Source organism: Streptomyces sp. NPDC088554 (assembly GCF_044752945.1).
In the GTDB taxonomy this organism is placed as follows: Bacteria; Actinomycetota; Actinomycetes; order Streptomycetales; family Streptomycetaceae; genus Streptomyces.
This window is the reverse complement of record NZ_JBIVMF010000030.1, coordinates 49,140-65,762: the sequence shown is the minus strand read 5'-3', so window position 1 is coordinate 65,762 and position 16,623 is coordinate 49,140. Positions and strand designations below refer to the sequence as shown.

Sequence of the window (16,623 nt, the reverse complement as noted above, 5' to 3'; positions counted from 1 at the left end):
GGGACCCTGTGGGAGAGTAGGACGCCGCCGAACAATTATTGTGGGAATGCCCCGTACCAGGTATCTGGTGCGGGGCATTTCTGCGTTCAGGACCTCTTTCGAGAGCAGGATCATCCGGGGTTCGGATGATCCTGCTTCTCTTCCGTCAGAGTCGTCCCGCCGCTTTCAGCGCGATAGGCATCGGCGAGGGCCGGGGCGAGTTTCTCCGGGGTGGCATCCACGACGGTGACTCCGTGGCGCTGCAACTTTTCGGCCGTACGTCGTCGTTGGGCCTGGGCCTGGCTGCCGGCGGCGGCTTCGTAGACCGCGTCCACTGTGCCACGAGCTTTGCTCATCTTCTCGATATGAGGATCGGCGACCGAGGCAACGAGGACCGTATGGCGGCGGGTGAGCTGGGGGAGGACGGGGAGAAGCCCTTCCTCGATGGGAGCGGGGTCAAGGCCGGTGAGCAGCACGATGAGTGACTGGCGTGGGGCGTTCTTCAGGGCGGCCGCGGCAGGGCCGCGGGTGTCCGTCTCCACCAGCTCCGGTTCCAGGGGAGCAAGCCCGTTCACCACGGCCGGTAGGACGTCACCTGCCGCGCGGCCCCGAACCTGGGCACGGACGACGGTCGTAGCCGAGGAGGTCCACCCGGTCGCCCGCTCGTGAGGCGAGGGTGGTGAGGAGGAACGCGGCGTCCATGGCAGCGTCGAGGCGGGGGACATCGCCGACTCGGCCGGCCGAGGTACGCCCGGTGTCGAGGACGGTCGGCTGGCGTGCTGTGGCCCGCCAGTCGATGGACCGGGTGTCGTCCCCCGGCACGTATGCGCGGAGACTGTCGAACTCGGTGCCTTCCCCACGGGTCAGCACGCTGGTGCGGCCGTCGAGTTCACGGAGGCGGGCGAGGCGCGAGGGCAGGTGCTTGCGGCTGGTGAAGGGGGGCAGCACACGTACGGTCCACGGGACTTCATGGTTGCCCTGACGGGCTGCCAGGCCCAGCGGTCCGAACGAGCGCACGGTGACGCGTTCCGCGTGCCGGTCTCCGCGGCGGGTCGGCTGGAGGAGCGTGGTGAGGCGACGGCGCTCGTGGGAGGGGACGGTCAACTTGCTCCGGGAGGCGCCCTGTTCTGTGCCGGGGAGCCAGCTGCTGGGCGGCCAGACGTCACGTAGCTGAGCGCGCAGACGGCGGCCTGAGGGGTTGGTGATGGTGAGGTATACCTCGGCGTTGTCACCGAGTCGAACTGAAGTATCACCGCTTCGGGTGAATTGGAGCTTTCGCACTGGTGCGGCCATGGCGTAGTCGCACAGAATGGCGAGTGAGAGGGGGGCATTGACGGCGAGGACGCCCGCCCAGCTGGGGGCGAAGATGCCGACGGGGAGAGATCCGAGGGCTGCGAGAAGCGCGGTTCTGCCGGTGAGGGCCACGGGTTATCGCCTCATCGGGGAACGGGGAACGGGGACGAGGGCGAGGATCGCGGTGATGATGGAGTCGGGGGTGACTCCCTCCATCTCGGCCTCGGGCCGGAGTTGGACACGGTGGCGGAGCGTGGGAAGGGCCAAGGCCTTCACATCGTCGGGGATGACGTAGTCGCGGCCGGTGAGCCATGCCCAGGCACGGGCTGTGGAGAGCAGGGCGGTGGCGCCTCGTGGGGAGAGCCGAGTGAGAGCGAGGGGGGATTCACGAGTGGTACGGCAGATATCGACGACATAGCCCGCGAGCTCGGGCGAGACGGTTGTCCTGGCGACAGCGGCGCGTGCCGCTTCCAGGTCGGCGGGCCCGGCGACGGGGCGTACCCCCGCGGCCCGGAGATCGCGCGGGTTGAAACCTTCCGCATGACGGGTCAGAACACTGATCTCGTCGTTCCGAGAAGGCAGCGGCACGGTCAGCCTGAGGAGAAACCGGTCGAGCTGGGCTTCGGGGAGGGGGTAGGTGCCCTCGTATTCGACGGGGTTCTGGGTGGCGGCGACCAGGAATGGATCGGGCAGCGGGCGCGGGGTGCCGTCGACCGTGACCTGACGTTCCTCCATCGCCTCCAGGAGCGATGACTGGGTCTTGGGCGGGGTGCGGTTGATTTCGTCGGCCAGCAGCAGGTTGGTGAATACGGGGCCCGGCTGGAAGGAGAACTCAGTGGTGCGGGCGTCGTAGACAAGGGACCCGGTGATGTCGCTGGGCATCAGGTCCGGGGTGAACTGGACACGCTTGGTATCGAGTTCGAGAGATGCGGCGAGTGCCCGTACGAGAAGGGTTTTCGCGACACCGGGGACTCCTTCGAGGAGAACGTGGCCTCGGCAGAGAAGGGCCACGACGAGCCCGGGCGGGGTCCTGGCCGACCACCGCCTTCGCTGTCTCGGCGTGCAGGGCTCCAGGGACGCGCGGGCGCTGTCCGTGGTCCCGGCGTTCGGTGTGGTCGGGGCACTCATGAGGTGCGTACCTCTCTTTCGAGGGCGTCGAGTTGGTCGGCCAGGCGGATGAGGAGGCGTCGTCGGCCGGTGCCGGGCCGAAGAGCACGGTGCGCGGGTCCAGGAGATTGTCCGGGAGCAGTGCGGAGACCGAAGGGACCAGGAGGTCGGGGTTGTGAGCCTCGGTGGGAGGGACGCCGAGGAGAGGCGCGAGGCGGTCGCGGGCCGTTGAGCGCAGGGCGCTGCGGCGTGTTCGCGGGCGTCGACCTTGCGGTAGAGGCGGGCGCGGCCCTCGGAGGACTCCGAGGCCCGGGTGGTGACGGGGAGCCGCTCGGTGACGAGCGGGCCCAGCCTGCGGGCGCGCCAGAGGGCGGCCAGCACCGCGGCGAGGAGGAGCTGAAAGGCGCCCCAGAGCCAGCCGGTGGGGATCAGGGCGAGGAAGCTTCCGCTGCTTTCGCCATCGTTGTCGTCGCTGCCCTCGTAGGCGGAGGCATCACTGAGTGAAGGGAGGTACCAGACGAGATGGGGCCGGGAGCCGAGGAGTTGAAGGGCCAGCGACGCGTTGCCCTGCTGGTCGAGGCGGTCGTTGTACAGGATGTCGGGGGAGCCGAGCAGGACGGTGTCACCGGAGTTCGTCTCCGCGATCCTGAGCAGGGTCGGCGCGCCGTTGTGCGGGGAGCAGGTGTCGGCGGGGGAGTCGGTGTCGTACTGTTCGCCGCCGATGTCGGCCTTGCCCGCGTGGGTGGCGGCGGGCAGGGAGCAGCAGGGGGACCGTGCGGAGACCGGGGCGGGGGAATTCGTACCGCGGACACCGGGGGCGAGTGTGCCGATGGAGGGCGGGCCGGAGCCGAGGAGGACGGTGCGGCCTCCCGAGGGTGCCGTCGCCGTGCGCAGAGTGTGTTGCTGATGTGGTGTCAGCAGGTCTGGGTAGGTGACCAGAAGTGTGACATCGAGGCCGGTGGCGGAGGTCGCCCCGTCCAGTGTGGTGACGACGTGGAGGGAGACACCGGTGTTCTTGAGCAGCTCGGCGACGGCGCGGCTGCCGTACTGGTCAGCGGAGCGTGGGTCGAGCCGACCGTGCTGGTCACCGGAGCGGAGTGCGGCCATGGTGACCGCGGCCGCGAGCAGGATGACGAGGGCGAGGAGCAGTCCGCGGCTTCGGTTCCAGAGCTGACGGGGGCCGAGGGAGAGCGAGGTGGTGCTGATCGTGGAGGTCACTCGGCGGGTCCTCCCGGGACGGTGCTCAGCTGTGGTCTCGTGCGCTCCAGATCGAGATCGAGTTCACGCAGCCGCAGATATGCCGGCCGGTCGGCGGTGCGGCCTCCGTATGTGACGTCGTCGAACTCCCGGGCAGCGGCACGCAGTCGGTCCGTGTGGCCGGGGAGCGGGCGGCCGGCTTCGGCGGCGGCTTCGTCGGCGGTGCGGCCGGGGCGCGGGTCGAGCAGGGCCCGTTCCTCCAGGGAGTGGACGATCGCGCGCGTGCGCTCCTGGACGGCCTGGTTCCAGCGGTCGGTGGCGGCGTGTGCTTCGGCGGCGGTGCGGTGTTCCGAAGCGCTGCGGGGGCTGTCGCCGAAGAGCTGCCCGGCCGCGCCGGATGGGTGGCGTTGGGGATTGCCCAGCCGCCACCACAGTGCCGCGACAAGCGCCATGACGACCAGACCGATGACGAAGAGGCCGAGTGTGCCGCCGGGGGCGACTCCGGAGACGGAGTCGGAGAGTTTGCCGATTCACTCCCAGAAGTGGTCGAGGGCGCGTTCGAGAAGGTTCGGGTCGTTCTCGTGGTACATCCGTTTGGACAGCTCGCGCCTCGCCGTCTCCCGGGCGGGGGCGCGCGGGATGTCCACCGGTAGGTCGCCGCTCGCGCGTATCAGCAGTCCCGATACTCCCCCCGTGCCGATCACGGCATCAGCTCCTGGGGGTGCCGTGGCCCGGTTCGTCCGTGCTGTGCACCGGTACGCGGGCGGCGCGGGCCAGTTCGAGGTCGAGGGCCTCGCGCCGGATGCGCTGGTCGATATAGAGGAGAACGGTGACGCCGGCGGAGATCGGGTACGTGATCGCGGTGGCGATCACCGAGCCGATGCCGGTGACGATCAGGAAGGGCCAGTCGAAGTTCGGGGTGGATCCGGAGAGCATGCCTTCGAGGCTCGTGCTGTCGACCGCCATCGCGATGGCGCTGAACGGCAGGGCGATCACCAGCGAGACGAACATGACGATCAGCAGGGCGAGCGCCTGGATTCCGAAGATGCGCCACCAGGCGCCCTTCACGAGCTTCGCGGAGCGCCGCATGGAGGCCAGCACGCCTTGGCGTTCCAGCATGAGTGCGGGCGAGGCGAGGCTGAGGGAGATCATCAGCCAGACGACGGCGACGAGGGCGGCCAGCGTGCCGAGGAAGGTGAGCGCGACTCCGGCGGCGGATCCGATGAGCAGTCCGGGAAGTATGCCGACAGCCATGGCGGCGGCGCTTATCAACGGCACCAGCACGGTGAGCCCGAGGAGGGGGAGGAGCCGGGGGCGGGCCTCGGCCCAGGCTTCCGCGAGGGTGACGGGGCGGCCCAGCACGGAGCGGCTGATCACCATGGTGAGTATCGCCGTGGTGAAGAGGGTGCCGATCATCATGATGGCGAACGACGGGGCCTCGGCGATCAGCCCGGCCTGGCTGGAGTCCGCGGTCTGGCGCAGAAGTTCGGACGGGCTCGCGTTCGGGTCGACCGCGACCGGATCGGGGATGAGATAGCGCTGGACGAGTATGTCGCCGATCTGGGAGATCACGGCGACGACGAGGCTGACGCTCAGGACCGTGCGCCAGTGGGCGCGCAGGGTGGATACCGCGCCGTCGAGGATCTCGCCCATGCCGAGCGGGCGGAGCGGGATCACGCCCGGTTTGGCGGCGGGGGGCTTGCCCCAGCCGTTGCCCGGTCCGCCGCTCTGGGCGGGGCCGCCCCAGCCCGGGGTGGGACGGGGCGTGGCGGGGCCGGGGCCCTGGGCGCTCGGCGGGGACCACTGTCCGGGTGGCGGCTGAGCCGTGGACCACTTCGAGGAGGATCCGCTGTCGTCGGCGGGGGCGGCGGGCCGGGGCACTGTGGTGTCCTGGCCGTCGGACGGGGCGGATCCGGGCGAGGCCCAGCCCGGAGTGTCGTTCACGGTCGTCCACCTCGTGGATTGGTCGTGGCACCGGCTCGGCGAGCCGGTGCTTCAGTGGTGCCTGTCCGCGGAGCGGGGTGGCGGGCTGGCAGCCATCGTGCCACGCGCCGGGCTCCGGTGGCCCGGGGGCCGTATCTCCTTGCCTCCCTCGTCCTCGGCTTGCTCTCCCTCCTTCCCCTCCTTGTCTTCATTGTCCGTGCCGCAGCGGGCAGACTGAGCGGATGGCTGATCAGTACGCACCCGCCCGCGTTGGCGCCGGGCCGCCGATGCTTCCCTCCATCCGCTGGGACGAGCCGCCCGAAGGGCCCGTACTGGTGCTCCTCGACCAGACGCGGCTTCCGGCCGAGGAGATCGAGCTGGTCTGTACCGACGTACCGGCTCTGGTGCGGGCTATCCGGACGCTGGCGGTGCGGGGTGCGCCGTTGCTGGGTATCGCCGGGGCGTATGGGGTGGCGCTCGCCGCGGCACGGGGTTACGACGTGGAGGACGCGGCGGAGCGGCTGGCGCGGGCGCGGCCCACCGCGGTGAACCTCGGGTACGGGGTGCGGCGGGCGGGAGACGTGTATCGGGCAGCGGTGAAGGAGGGTGCCGGTCCGGAGCGGGCGGCGGGAGCCGCGCTGGCCGAGGCGCGGCGGCTGCACCGGGAGGATGCCGAGGCCAGCGCGCGGATGGCGGCGTCGGGGCTCGCGCTCCTCGATGAGCTGCTGCCCGGCGGGAGCCACCGGATTCTGACCCACTGCAATACCGGGGCGCTGGTCTCGGGTGGGGAGGGCACCGCGTTCGCCGTGGCGCTGTCGGCCCACCGGGCCGGACGGTTGCGGCGGCTGTGGGTGGACGAGACCCGTCCGCTGCTTCAGGGGGCGCGGCTCACGGGGTATGAGGCGGCTCGTAACGGGATGGCGTACACCTTGCTCACGGACAACGCGGCGGGTTCGCTCTTCGCGGCGGGGGAGGTGGACGCCGTTCTGATCGGGGCGGACCGGATCGCCGCCGACGGGTCGGTGGCGAACAAGGTGGGCAGTTACCCGCTTGCGGTGCTGGCCAAGTACCACCGGGTGCCGTTTGTCGTGGTCGCTCCTACGACGACGATCGACCTGGACACCCCGGATGGCGCGTCGATCGAGGTGGAGCAGCGGCCGGGGCAGGAGGTGACGGAACTCATGGCACCACGGGCCGTGGTGGCGGGTGCGATGGGGGGAGGCGGGACGCTGGTGGCGCCGTTGGGAACGCAGGCGTACAACCCGGCCTTCGATGTCACACCGCCCGAACTGGTGACGGCGATCGTCACCGAGCGGGGCGTACTGTCCCCGGTGACCGGGGACGGAATCGCGGAGCTGTGTGCCGGGGCAGGCCAGGGGGCGGACGTAAGACCGTCGTACGGCTGAGTCGCGTGGCCTGTTCGGATCCGCGCAGCGTGGTGCTGGTGCTGGTGCTGGTGCTGGTGCTGGTGCGGGTGGTCGGGGCCTTGTGCGTACGAGGGTGTCTCCGTCTGCTCCACTACGGTGTGGGGGGCGATGGGAGGCGAGAGGGCGGTGGGTGTGCCGTGGCGGTCGCCATGGCGCGGTCGGCCCTGTGGGTCGACAGCAATGTTTGACATCAATGACCACGGACGGTGACGGTCGTCCTCGGGTATCGACGCATCTCGCCGGTTCCCTGTGAGGCAGGTCACGCGTGTCTACGCAACGGAAATGAAAATGGGATGATGTCGATATGAAGGGACGCGTCCTTGTCGTCGATGACGACACCGCACTGGCCGAGATGCTCGGCATTGTGCTGCGTGGTGAAGGTTTCGAGCCGTCGTTCGTAGCGGACGGTGACAAGGCACTGGCTGCCTTCCGTGAGGCCAAGCCGGATCTGGTGCTGTTGGATCTCATGCTGCCCGGCCGGGACGGCATCGAGGTGTGCAGGCTGATCAGGGCCGAGTCCGGGGTGCCCATCGTCATGCTCACGGCCAAGAGCGACACCGTCGATGTGGTGGTGGGGCTGGAGTCCGGGGCCGACGACTACATCGTCAAGCCGTTCAAGCCGAAGGAGCTGGTGGCCCGGATCAGGGCGCGGCTGCGGAGGTCGGAGGAGCCGGCGCCGGAGCAGTTGACCATTGGCGATCTGGTCATCGATGTGGCGGGTCACTCGGTGAAGCGGGAGGGGCAGTCGATCGCCCTGACCCCGCTCGAATTCGATCTGCTGGTCGCGCTGGCCCGTAAGCCCTGGCAGGTGTTCACCCGTGAGGTGCTCCTGGAGCAGGTGTGGGGCTACCGGCACGCGGCGGACACCCGGCTGGTCAATGTGCATGTCCAGCGGCTGCGCTCCAAGGTCGAACAGGACCCCGAGCGGCCGGAGATCGTGGTGACCGTCCGTGGCGTCGGTTACAAGGCAGGGCCGAGCTGACATGTCCGGCGGCAGCGCTGCTCCGAAGCCCGGTGAGCCGGGAGTCCGTGCGGGGCGGGCTGCCGGTCCCGGGAGGGTTCCCATGGGACGTACCCACCAGCTGTTCCAGGACGGCGCGCCCGGCGCGTACGTCCTGCGACGGGTGATGCGCTGGGTGCGGCGCCCGCTGCTGCCCGCGGTGCGGCTGTGGCGGCGCAATATCCAGCTGCGGATCATCGCGACCACGCTGCTGATGTCGCTCGGGGTGGTGCTGCTGCTGGGGTTCGTCGTCATCGGGCAGGTGCGCAACGGTCTTCTGGAGGCCAAGGAGAAGGCGGCCCAGAGCCAGGCGGCCGGTGGCTTCACCGTGGCGAAGGAGAAGGCCGACGCGCCCGCGGCGCTCGGCGGCCGGGAGGGCGACGGCACGGGCGGCCGGGCGAGGAACTCGGTCAACTGGCGATCCGATCTGGTCGAGCAGCTCGCCAGCGGCGGCCCCGGGGCCTTCAACGTGGTGGCGCTGAGCCCCGATTCGGTGGACGCGGCGTCCACCAGCCGTGCGCCACGGGTCTCGGGCGGGGTGGACTTCTCCAGCGTGCCCGTGGACCTGCGGTCGGCGGTCGCGGACGGCACCGGCACGTTCGAGAGATACGCGCAGATCCGGTACACCGGGGCCACCGAGGACCGGGAGCCGGAGCCGGGGCTGATCGTCGGCAAGCGGCTGAACGATGTCGACGGCAACCCGTACGAGCTGTACTACCTCTTCCCGCTGACGCAGGAGGAGCAGTCGCTGAACCTGGTCAAGGGCACGCTCGCCACGGCGGGGCTGTTCGTGGTCGTCCTGCTCGGGGCCATCGCCTGGCTGGTGGTGCGGCAGGTCGTCACGCCCGTACGGATGGCGGCGGGTATCGCCGAGCGACTGTCCACCGGCCGTCTCCAGGAGCGGATGAAGGTCACCGGCGAGGACGACATCGCCCGGCTCGGTGAGGCTTTCAACAAGATGGCACAGAACCTCCAGCTCAAGATCCAGCAGCTGGAGGAGCTGTCGAGGATGCAGCGGCGCTTCGTCTCCGACGTCTCGCACGAGCTGCGTACGCCGCTGACGACCGTACGGATGGCGGCCGACGTCATCCACGACGCGCGCAGTGACTTCGATCCGGTGACGGCGCGGTCGGCGGAACTGCTCGGCGATCAGCTCGACCGTTTCGAATCGCTGCTGTCGGATCTGCTGGAGATCAGCCGGTTCGACGCGGGCGCGGCGGCGCTGGAGGCCGAGCCGATAGATCTGCGGCAGGTCGTGCGCCGGGTGATCGGCGGCGCGGAGCCGCTGGCCGAGCGCAAGGGGACCCGGATCCGGGTCATCGGGGACGAACAGCCGGTGGTCGCGGAGGCCGATGCCCGCCGGGTCGAGCGGGTGCTCCGCAACCTCGTGGTCAACGCCGTCGAGCACGGTGAGGGCCGGGACGTCGTCGTACGGCTGGCGGTGGCGGGTGGCGCGGTCGCGGTCGCGGTACGCGACTACGGCGTGGGGCTCAAGCCGGGCGAGGCGACCCGGGTGTTCAACCGTTTCTGGCGGGCCGATCCGGCGCGTGCCCGTACGACCGGGGGCACCGGGCTCGGGCTGTCCATCGCGGTCGAGGACGCGCGGCTGCACGGCGGCTGGCTCCAGGCGTGGGGCGAGCCGGGCGGCGGCTCCCAGTTCCGGCTGACACTGCCGCGTACGGCGGACGAGGCGCTGCGGGGCTCGCCCATACCGTTGGAGCCCGAGGACTCCCGGCGCAACCGCGAGCGGGCCGAGGCCGAGGGGCTCAAGGAGAGCGAGCACCGGCTGGCGAGCGTGCCCGTCCAGCTCGGGGCGGACCGTTCCGCGCTGACCGGACCGTCCGGGGTGCCCGCCCCGCCGCGTGCGGCGGCGGTGGATCCGGCGGCGCTGCCCGGCAGCGGCGCCCGGGTCGTGGCACGGACCTCGGGGGAGAGGCCCCCCGAGAGCGGGGGCGACGACAGCGAATCCAAGGACATCGCGGGCCCGGCTCCGCGGCGGGAGGACACGATCCGTGGGCGCTGACCGCCGTTACGGTCTGGTACGAGGGGCGCGGGTGTCGGCGGTGCCGGCGGCTCTCGCCGTGCTGCTGGCGGGGTGCGCGTCGATCCCCGACAGCGGCGATGTGGAGCCGGTGAAGGCGTCGCCGCAGGGCGAGTCCCAGGTGCGGGTGTACGCCGTACCACCGAGGGACAAGGCACAGCCCGACGAGATCGTCGACGGCTTCCTGGAGGCGATGACCAGTGATGACCCGGACTTCGCGATGGCCAGGAAGTATCTGACGAAGAACGCGTCCGCGTTCTGGCAGCCGGGGGCCGGTACGGCGGTGCTGCGCGCCGCGCCCGATCCCTCGGGCCCCAAGGAGGCCATCGCTTCGGGGGCGGGGCTCACTTATCCGCTGTACGGCGACCAGATCGCCGATGTGGACTCCGCGCACGCCTATGAGCCGATCGAGCCGACCAAATACGACGGCGATATCCATCTGGTGCGGGAGACCATCGGGGGTACCAAGGAGTGGCGTATCGACAGCCTGCCGCAGGGACTGGTGCTCGGTGAGTCGGACTTCCAGCGCAATTACCGTTCCGTCAATAAGTATTACTTCGCCTCCGGTGAGAACTGGCTGGTCGCGGACCCCGTCTATATCCGTCAGCGCATAGACCCCACGACCCGGATGGATCCGGTCACCCAGGCGGTCAAGGTGCTGCTCGACGGGCCGACGAGCTGGCTGAAGCCGGTGGTGGATTCGCCGTTCCCGGCCGGTACGGCGCTTCAGAAGGGCGTCACCTCACTGGAGTTCGACGACCGGAACGCGCTGAAGGTGCCGCTGAACGAGAAGGCGTCGAAGGCGGGGCGCGCCCAGTGCCGGAAGATGGCCGCGCAACTGCTCTTCACGCTGCGGGATCTGACGTCCACCCCGGTCGGACAGGTGGAGCTGCTGGCGGACGGCTCCTCGCTCTGTGCGCTGAGCGGGGACCAGGCCGAGGAGTTCGCGCCCGACCGTACGACCGGACGCCCCGTCAACCCGTACTTCGTGGACGACCGCGGACGGCTGGCGCTGCTTCAGGCGGGCGGTGGCGAGACCGCCGGCCGGATGCATGTCATCGGTCCGTTCGGTACGGGCTCGGTGAAGCTCGGGGCGGTCGCGGTGGCGCGCGACGAGAAGCACGCGGCGGGCGTCACGGACGACTCGAAGTCGCTCTACGCGGCGTCGATCCTCTCGGAGAGCGAGCTGGGCGAGCCGCTGGTGACCAGTGAGGGCAAGGGTGCCGAGAACCGGCTGTCCGCGCCGAGCTGGGACGGGCACGGCGATCTGTGGATCGCCGACCGTGATCCGGCCGCGCCGCGTCTGCTGCGGTTCGCGGATGGCGTAGGACCGGCACAGACGGTCACGGTCGAGGGGCTGGACGGCGCGCACGTCAAGGCGTTGCGGATGTCCGCCGACGGGGTGCGGATCGCGCTGCTGCTGACGAAGGGCGGGCGGACCACCTTGCAGATGGGCCGGGTCGAGCGGCGGACCACGGCGACCGGCCAGAAGGTGTCCGTCACGGCGCTCCAGTCGGTGGCCCCGCAGATGGAGACGGTGACAGCGGTGTCCTGGGCCGGGCCGAGCAGGCTCGTGGTGGTCGGCAAGGAGACGGGCGGTGTGCAGCAGGTGCGCTACCTCCAGACCGACGGGTCGACCTCGGCCGCGAGCGTGCTGCCCGGACTGAACCAGGTCACGGCGATCGCGGCGGCGGACGACGACCGGCAGCCGCTGGTGGCGGATTCGCAGGACGCCGGGATCGTGCGGCTGCCCACCGGGGCGAACTGGCAGACGATGGTCGAGGCGGGGACATCACCGGTCTACCCCGGCTGACCGGGAATCCGGCGGTAATCAGGCGTACCACCCGGTCACAGGTTCGTCGCGACGAGTTTTCCACAGGGGTGGCCCGGTGGGGCCGACATTGGCACAGTGTGACCATGCGGGCGTGGTGGCGGGAGATCACCGGGTTGGTGCTGCCGGTGGCCTGTGGCGGCTGCGGCAGCCCCAGGACACCCTTGTGCAAAGACTGTGGCAGAGCGCTGTACGGCACCTGGCCGTGCCGGGTGCGGCCGGTGCCCGAGCCGGCCGGGCTGCCGGCGGTGTACGCGGCGGCGCCGTACGAGGACGCGGTACGCGCCGTCCTGCTGGCGCACAAGGAGCGCGGCGCGCTGGGCATGGCCGGTCCGCTGGGATGCGCCCTGGCGGGGGCGGTGCGGGCCGCCGCGCCGCCGGGTACGGGGGTCGGCCCGCTGCTGCTCGTACCGGTGCCGTCGACCCGGCGCACGGTCGGGGCGCGCGGGCACGACGCCGTCCGCCGGATCGCGCTGGCCGCCGCCGGTGAGCTGCGGCGGGCGGGCCGGCAGTGCCGGGTCCTGCCGGTGCTGCGGCAGCGGCGCGTGGTGGCCGACCAGGCCGGTCTGGGCGCCCGCCAGCGGCTCGTGAACCTGTCGGGGGCGCTGGAGGTCGCCGTCGGGGGCGCGCGGCTCCTGGCGGGCGGCAGGGTGGTGCTGGTGGACGATCTGATGACCACCGGGGCCTCGCTGGTCGAGGCGGCACGGGCGGTACGGGCCGCCACGGGCCCCGGCATTTCCGGGTTCGTCCAGGTGAGCGCCGCCGTGATCGCCGCTCCGGCGCTCTCTTTCGAAATTAACCGGAACTGATTAACCGGAACTGACCGGGACCGCGCATCGTTGCAGCTAGACAGGGCAGGAGAACAGCGGAACAGAGGTACCTACCGGTAGCGGGTGCCGACACCCGCCTCGGAGGTCTATGTTCGGTTATGAGGAATGGCGTGAGCCATGACTCGATGAATGCACTGCTGCGCTCCGGCGGTTTTCAGACCTTGATGTTCGGAGGGATGGGGATCTCGCCGATGGGGGAGGAGGAGGTGAAAGTCGCCAAGTCCGAGGCTCCGGTGATAACCGGGGTCTGGTGCAACAGGGAGTAACTCCGCAGCGAGGCGGAGTCATCCGGGAACGGAGTTCTGCGTGGACATCGTCGTCAAGGGCCGCAAGACAGAGGTACCCGAGCGGTTCCGCAAGCACGTGGCCGAGAAGCTGAAGCTGGAGAAGATCCAGAAGCTCGACGCCAAGGTGATCAGCCTCGACGTCGAGGTGTCCAAGGAACACAACCCGAGGCAGGCCGACCGGAGCGACCGGGTGGAGATCACGCTCCATTCCCGGGGACCGGTGATCCGCGCGGAGGCGGCTGCCGCCGATCCGTACGCGGCGCTCGACCTGGCCACCGGAAAGTTGGAGGCGCGGCTGCGCAAGCAGCACGAGAAGCGCTACAGCCGACGGGGCAACGGCCGGCTGTCGGCAGCGGAGGTCGCCGATGTCGTTCCCGGCGTGGCCCGGTTGAACGCGAACGGCGGTACCGAGGCGGAGGAGACCGCCGAGGCGGTTCCCACCACCAGGGTCGGCTCTCTCGAGGTGCAGGGCGAAGGACCCCTGGTGGTCCGTGAGAAGACCCATGTCGCCGCCCCGATGACGCTCGATCAGGCGCTCTACGAGATGGAGTTGGTCGGCCACGACTTCTATCTGTTCGTCGACTCCGACACCAAGGAACCCAGCGTCGTCTACCGGCGCCACGCCTACGACTACGGCGTCATTCATCTGAGGACGGACCCGTTCGCGGGCTCGGAGGCGGGCGGCGCCGGCGGCGCTCTCGGCGGCTGAGACCCGAAGAGGAAACAGTCCGGAATCCATGCTCCCGCGGTGCCCCTGAGCGGCCTTCGTGCCCTCGGGGGCGCCGCCCTGCGGGTCCGAGCACCCCCGATCCGCCGTCCGGGCATGAAATCATGGGGTCGCAAGCCAACAGGTGGTCTGCGAAGTGCGGTTGGCCGGCTCTCAGGAATTCGGGCCCGCGGCCTTCAGGGGAGGGAACGATGGCGGACAGCTTCGGGCCGGTGTGTCACGCGGACGACGCCGACGACACGACCGTCGGCGCGGAACGCGGCGGCTCCGGGAAGGAGCCGATCCGGGTCCTTGTCGTGGACGACCACGCGCTCTTCCGCCGTGGGCTGGAGATCGTCCTCGCACAGGAGGAGGACATCCAGGTCGTCGGAGAGGCGGGTGACGGCGCGGAAGCCGTCGACAAGGCCGCCGATCTGCTGCCGGACATCGTGCTGATGGATGTGCGGATGCCCAAGCGCGGTGGGATCGAGGCCTGCACCTCCATCAAGGAGGTGGCCCCCAGCGCCAAGATCATAATGCTGACGATCAGTGATGAGGAGGCCGACCTCTACGACGCGATCAAGGCGGGCGCCACCGGCTATCTCCTCAAGGAGATCTCCACCGACGAGGTGGCCACCGCGATCCGCGCCGTGGCCGACGGGCAGTCACAGATCAGCCCGTCCATGGCGTCCAAGCTCCTGACCGAGTTCAAGTCGATGATCCAGCGCACCGACGAGCGCAGGCTCGTGCCGGCGCCCCGGCTGACCGAGCGCGAGCTGGAGGTCCTCAAGCTGGTGGCCACCGGGATGAACAACCGCGATATCGCCAAGGAGCTGTTCATCTCCGAGAACACCGTGAAGAACCATGTGCGCAACATCCTGGAGAAGCTCCAGCTGCACTCCAGGATGGAAGCGGTGGTCTACGCGATGCGGGAGAAGATCCTGGAGATCCGCTGACTGGTTGACCGGCTCGACGGCTGACGCGGGCGAGCCGGGGAGCGCGCCCGGACGCCTCAGAGCGAGGCGAGCGCCTCGGCCAGCGGTCCGCGCAGCTCCGGCGCGTCGACCCGCTCCACCCGTACGTCCGAGCAGCCGACCCACTCCGCGGCCTCCCGCAGCGCCCGCGCCATCGGGCCCACGGCCCCGGGGGTCTCCAGGGACACCTGCTTGGCCACCAGGGTCTTCCCCTCGCGCGCCGGGTCGACGCGGCCCAGCAGCCTGCCGCCGGACAGCAGCGGCATCGCGAAGTAGCCGTACACCCGCTTGGGCTTGGGGAGGTACGCCTCCAGGCGGTGGGTGAAGCCGAAGATCCGCTCGGTGCGGGCGCGCTCCCAGATGAGGGAGTCGAACGGGGACAGCAGTGTCGTACGGTGACGTCCCTTCGGGGCGGTCGCCAGCGCCTCCGGATCGGCCCAGGCGGACTTGGCCCACCCTTCGACCGTCACCGGCACCAGGCCCGACTCCGCGATCGCCGCGTCGACCTGCTCGCCCCTGAGCCGGTGGTAGTCCGCTATGTCGGCGCGGGTGCCGACGCCGAGCGCGCGGCCCGCGAGCCGGACGAGACGGCGCACGCACTCCATGTCGTCCAGGTCGTCGCGGAGGAGGGCGTCCGGGATGGCGCGCTCCGCGAGGTCGTAGACCCGCTTCCAGCCGCGCCTGCCGGTGCACACGACCTCGCCGTACATCAGCGCGCGCTCGACGGCGACCTTCGCCTCGGACCAGTCCCACCACGGGCCGCCGTTCTTGGCGCCGCCCAGCTCCGTGGCGGTCAGGGGGCCTTCCGTACGCAACTGCTTGATCACCGCTTCGTACGCGCCGTCCGCCAGCTCGTGGTGCCAGCTCGGGCGGGCGCGGTAGGCGCGGCGGCGGAAGGCGAAGTGCGGCCACTCCTCGACGGGCAGGACGCAGGCCGCGTGCGACCAGTACTCGAAGGCGTGCGGGTCCTTCACGGACGACCCGGCGGGCGCGGGCGTCCAGTACGCCTCCTCGACCGGTCTGCGGCCGACCGCGCCCAGGCGCGCGTACGGAATCAGCTCGTGGGACCGCGCCAGCACCGAGATCGTGTCCAGCTGGACGGCGCCGAGGTGGCGCAGCACGCCCCGGACCCCGCCGCGCCGGTCCGGGGCGCCCATGAATCCCTGGGCGCGCAGCGCTATGCGGCGGGCCTCGTCGGCGGACAGGTCGGCGGTGGAAGGCGGCGCGGTCGTCATGGTCGGCACGATAGACGGCGGCACTGACAATCGGCCCCGAGCAGCGGGTGACCTGCGATGACGCGCCCGCTCAGGCCGGGGCGGGCAGATACGGATGGGTGCCGGGCAGCCCCAGATCGTGCGGCAGCAGCCCGCCGATCCAGCAGTCACGCACCGTGCCGCGGTGGAGCAGCCCGCCGCGCAGGGTGCCCTCCACCACGAAGCCGGCCTTCTCCGCGACGGCCCGCGAGCCCAGGTTGCCCGCCTCGGCGCGCCACTCCACCCGTACCGCGTCCAGGGTGGTGAAGGCCCAGTGCGAGACCGCCCTGACGGCCTCGGTCATATAGCCGCGCCCCCGGTGCTCCCTGGCCGTCCAGTAGCCGACCTCCCAGGTGCCGGAGCGGGGGAACTGGAGCGAGACCGAGGCGATCAGGGGCCCGCCGCCGAGCGGTCGTACACCGAAGGTGTACGCGGTGTCGCCGCGCCAGCCGTCCGGGACCAGCCGTTCGACGTAGTCCTCGGCGTGTCGGCGTCGGTACGGGGACGGCACCGTGGTCCAGCGCTGGGTGTCGGGGTCCTGACAGGCCGCGTACACGGTGTCGATGTCGTCGGAGGCGGGGACGCGCAGCAGCAGGCGCTCGGTGGTGAGGGTGACCGGTTCCATGAGGGGATTGTCGTGAGCCCGGTCGCGCACGACGAGTGGTTTTCCCGTCCCCCCGGCACCTTCCGCGGGTTCCGCGCGTTCTTGATACGGGTGCCAGCGGGGCCCGCGTGGCAGCGGCCTCCCGGCGTGGGCGCGTCCTCGCTTACGATG

The 16,623-nt window shown here is 70.6% G+C and carries 10 protein-coding genes and 4 pseudogenes; 7 read left to right on the top strand and 7 right to left on the bottom strand.

Annotated features, from left to right (window positions below; all coding sequences use genetic code 11):
* Nucleotides 1-145 precede the first annotated feature (145 nt).
* The 5 genes and pseudogenes from ACIP8W_RS27715 to ACIP8W_RS27695 form a co-directional block, all read right to left on the bottom strand.
* Nucleotides 146-1,404, bottom strand: a pseudogene (locus ACIP8W_RS27715) (DUF58 domain-containing protein).
* Nucleotides 1,405-1,407: 3 nt separating this feature from the next.
* Nucleotides 1,408-2,400: pseudogene (locus ACIP8W_RS27710) on the bottom strand (AAA family ATPase).
* Nucleotides 2,397-3,597, bottom strand: a pseudogene (locus ACIP8W_RS27705) (DUF4350 domain-containing protein). The pseudogenes ACIP8W_RS27710 and ACIP8W_RS27705 overlap by 4 nt, the downstream one beginning before the upstream one ends.
* Nucleotides 3,594-4,280: pseudogene (locus ACIP8W_RS27700) on the bottom strand (DUF4129 domain-containing protein). Before ACIP8W_RS27700 ends, ACIP8W_RS27705 begins: the two co-directional pseudogenes overlap by 4 nt.
* Nucleotides 4,281-4,284: 4 nt before the next feature.
* On the bottom strand, nt 4,285-5,520 hold the full coding sequence (locus ACIP8W_RS27695; protein WP_401952162.1) for a hypothetical protein: 1,236 nt from the start codon (nt 5,518-5,520) through the stop codon (nt 4,285-4,287).
* Between the two features lie 221 nt (nt 5,521-5,741).
* On the opposite strand from ACIP8W_RS27695, the gene mtnA reads away from it, so the two are divergent.
* From mtnA to ACIP8W_RS27660, 7 genes are all read left to right on the top strand, one after another.
* Entirely contained in the window at nt 5,742-6,905 is a 1,164-nt protein-coding gene (gene mtnA, locus ACIP8W_RS27690) for an S-methyl-5-thioribose-1-phosphate isomerase (protein ID WP_401952164.1), read from the top strand.
* A 325-nt stretch (nt 6,906-7,230) separates the two neighbouring features.
* Entirely contained in the window at nt 7,231-7,908 is a 678-nt protein-coding gene (mtrA, locus tag ACIP8W_RS27685) for a two-component system response regulator MtrA (RefSeq protein WP_114659522.1), read from the top strand.
* 1 nt (nt 7,909) lies between these two features.
* The gene (gene mtrB, locus ACIP8W_RS27680; protein ID WP_401952170.1) at nt 7,910-9,949 is read left to right on the top strand and encodes an MtrAB system histidine kinase MtrB; all 2,040 of its coding nucleotides are present in this window, start codon (nt 7,910-7,912) and stop codon (nt 9,947-9,949) included.
* The gene (locus ACIP8W_RS27675; protein WP_401952173.1) at nt 9,939-11,780 is read left to right on the top strand and encodes an LpqB family beta-propeller domain-containing protein; all 1,842 of its coding nucleotides are present in this window, start codon (nt 9,939-9,941) and stop codon (nt 11,778-11,780) included. The genes mtrB and ACIP8W_RS27675 overlap by 11 nt, the downstream gene beginning before the upstream one ends.
* Before the next feature lie 104 nt (nt 11,781-11,884).
* The gene (locus ACIP8W_RS27670; protein ID WP_402205046.1) at nt 11,885-12,607 is read left to right on the top strand and encodes a ComF family protein; all 723 of its coding nucleotides are present in this window, start codon (nt 11,885-11,887) and stop codon (nt 12,605-12,607) included.
* A 327-nt stretch (nt 12,608-12,934) separates the two neighbouring features.
* Nucleotides 12,935-13,624, top strand: a complete 690-nt coding sequence (gene hpf, locus ACIP8W_RS27665; RefSeq protein ID WP_401952179.1) for a ribosome hibernation-promoting factor, HPF/YfiA family — start codon at nt 12,935-12,937, stop codon at nt 13,622-13,624.
* 209 nt (nt 13,625-13,833) lie between these two features.
* Entirely contained in the window at nt 13,834-14,577 is a 744-nt protein-coding gene (locus tag ACIP8W_RS27660; protein ID WP_401952182.1) for a response regulator, read from the top strand.
* Nucleotides 14,578-14,633: 56 nt separating this feature from the next.
* On the opposite strand, the gene ACIP8W_RS27655 is transcribed toward ACIP8W_RS27660, so the two are convergent.
* Together ACIP8W_RS27655 and ACIP8W_RS27650 are read right to left on the bottom strand one after the other, a co-directional pair.
* Nucleotides 14,634-15,830, bottom strand: coding sequence for a winged helix-turn-helix domain-containing protein (locus tag ACIP8W_RS27655; RefSeq protein WP_402205044.1), 1,197 nt, complete (start codon nt 15,828-15,830; stop codon nt 14,634-14,636).
* Nucleotides 15,831-15,900: 70 nt separating this feature from the next.
* The gene (locus ACIP8W_RS27650; RefSeq protein ID WP_401952187.1) at nt 15,901-16,473 is read right to left on the bottom strand and encodes a GNAT family N-acetyltransferase; all 573 of its coding nucleotides are present in this window, start codon (nt 16,471-16,473) and stop codon (nt 15,901-15,903) included.
* Nucleotides 16,474-16,623: the final 150 nt, after the last annotated feature.

Excerpts from the sequence above, each read along its gene's own strand:
- mtnA (WP_401952164.1), top strand. The coding sequence starts at position 5,742 with ATGGCTGATCAGTACGCACCCGCCCGCGTTGGCGCCGGGCCGCCGATG.
- mtrA (WP_114659522.1), top strand. The coding sequence starts at position 7,231 with ATGAAGGGACGCGTCCTTGTCGTCGATGACGACACCGCACTGGCCGAG.
- mtrB (WP_401952170.1), top strand. The coding sequence starts at position 7,910 with ATGTCCGGCGGCAGCGCTGCTCCGAAGCCCGGTGAGCCGGGAGTCCGT.
- ACIP8W_RS27670 (WP_402205046.1), top strand. The coding sequence starts at position 11,885 with ATGCGGGCGTGGTGGCGGGAGATCACCGGGTTGGTGCTGCCGGTGGCC.
- ACIP8W_RS27660 (WP_401952182.1), top strand. The coding sequence starts at position 13,834 with ATGGCGGACAGCTTCGGGCCGGTGTGTCACGCGGACGACGCCGACGAC.
- ACIP8W_RS27655 (WP_402205044.1), bottom strand. The coding sequence starts at position 15,830 with ATGACGACCGCGCCGCCTTCCACCGCCGACCTGTCCGCCGACGAGGCC.
- ACIP8W_RS27650 (WP_401952187.1), bottom strand. The coding sequence starts at position 16,473 with ATGGAACCGGTCACCCTCACCACCGAGCGCCTGCTGCTGCGCGTCCCC.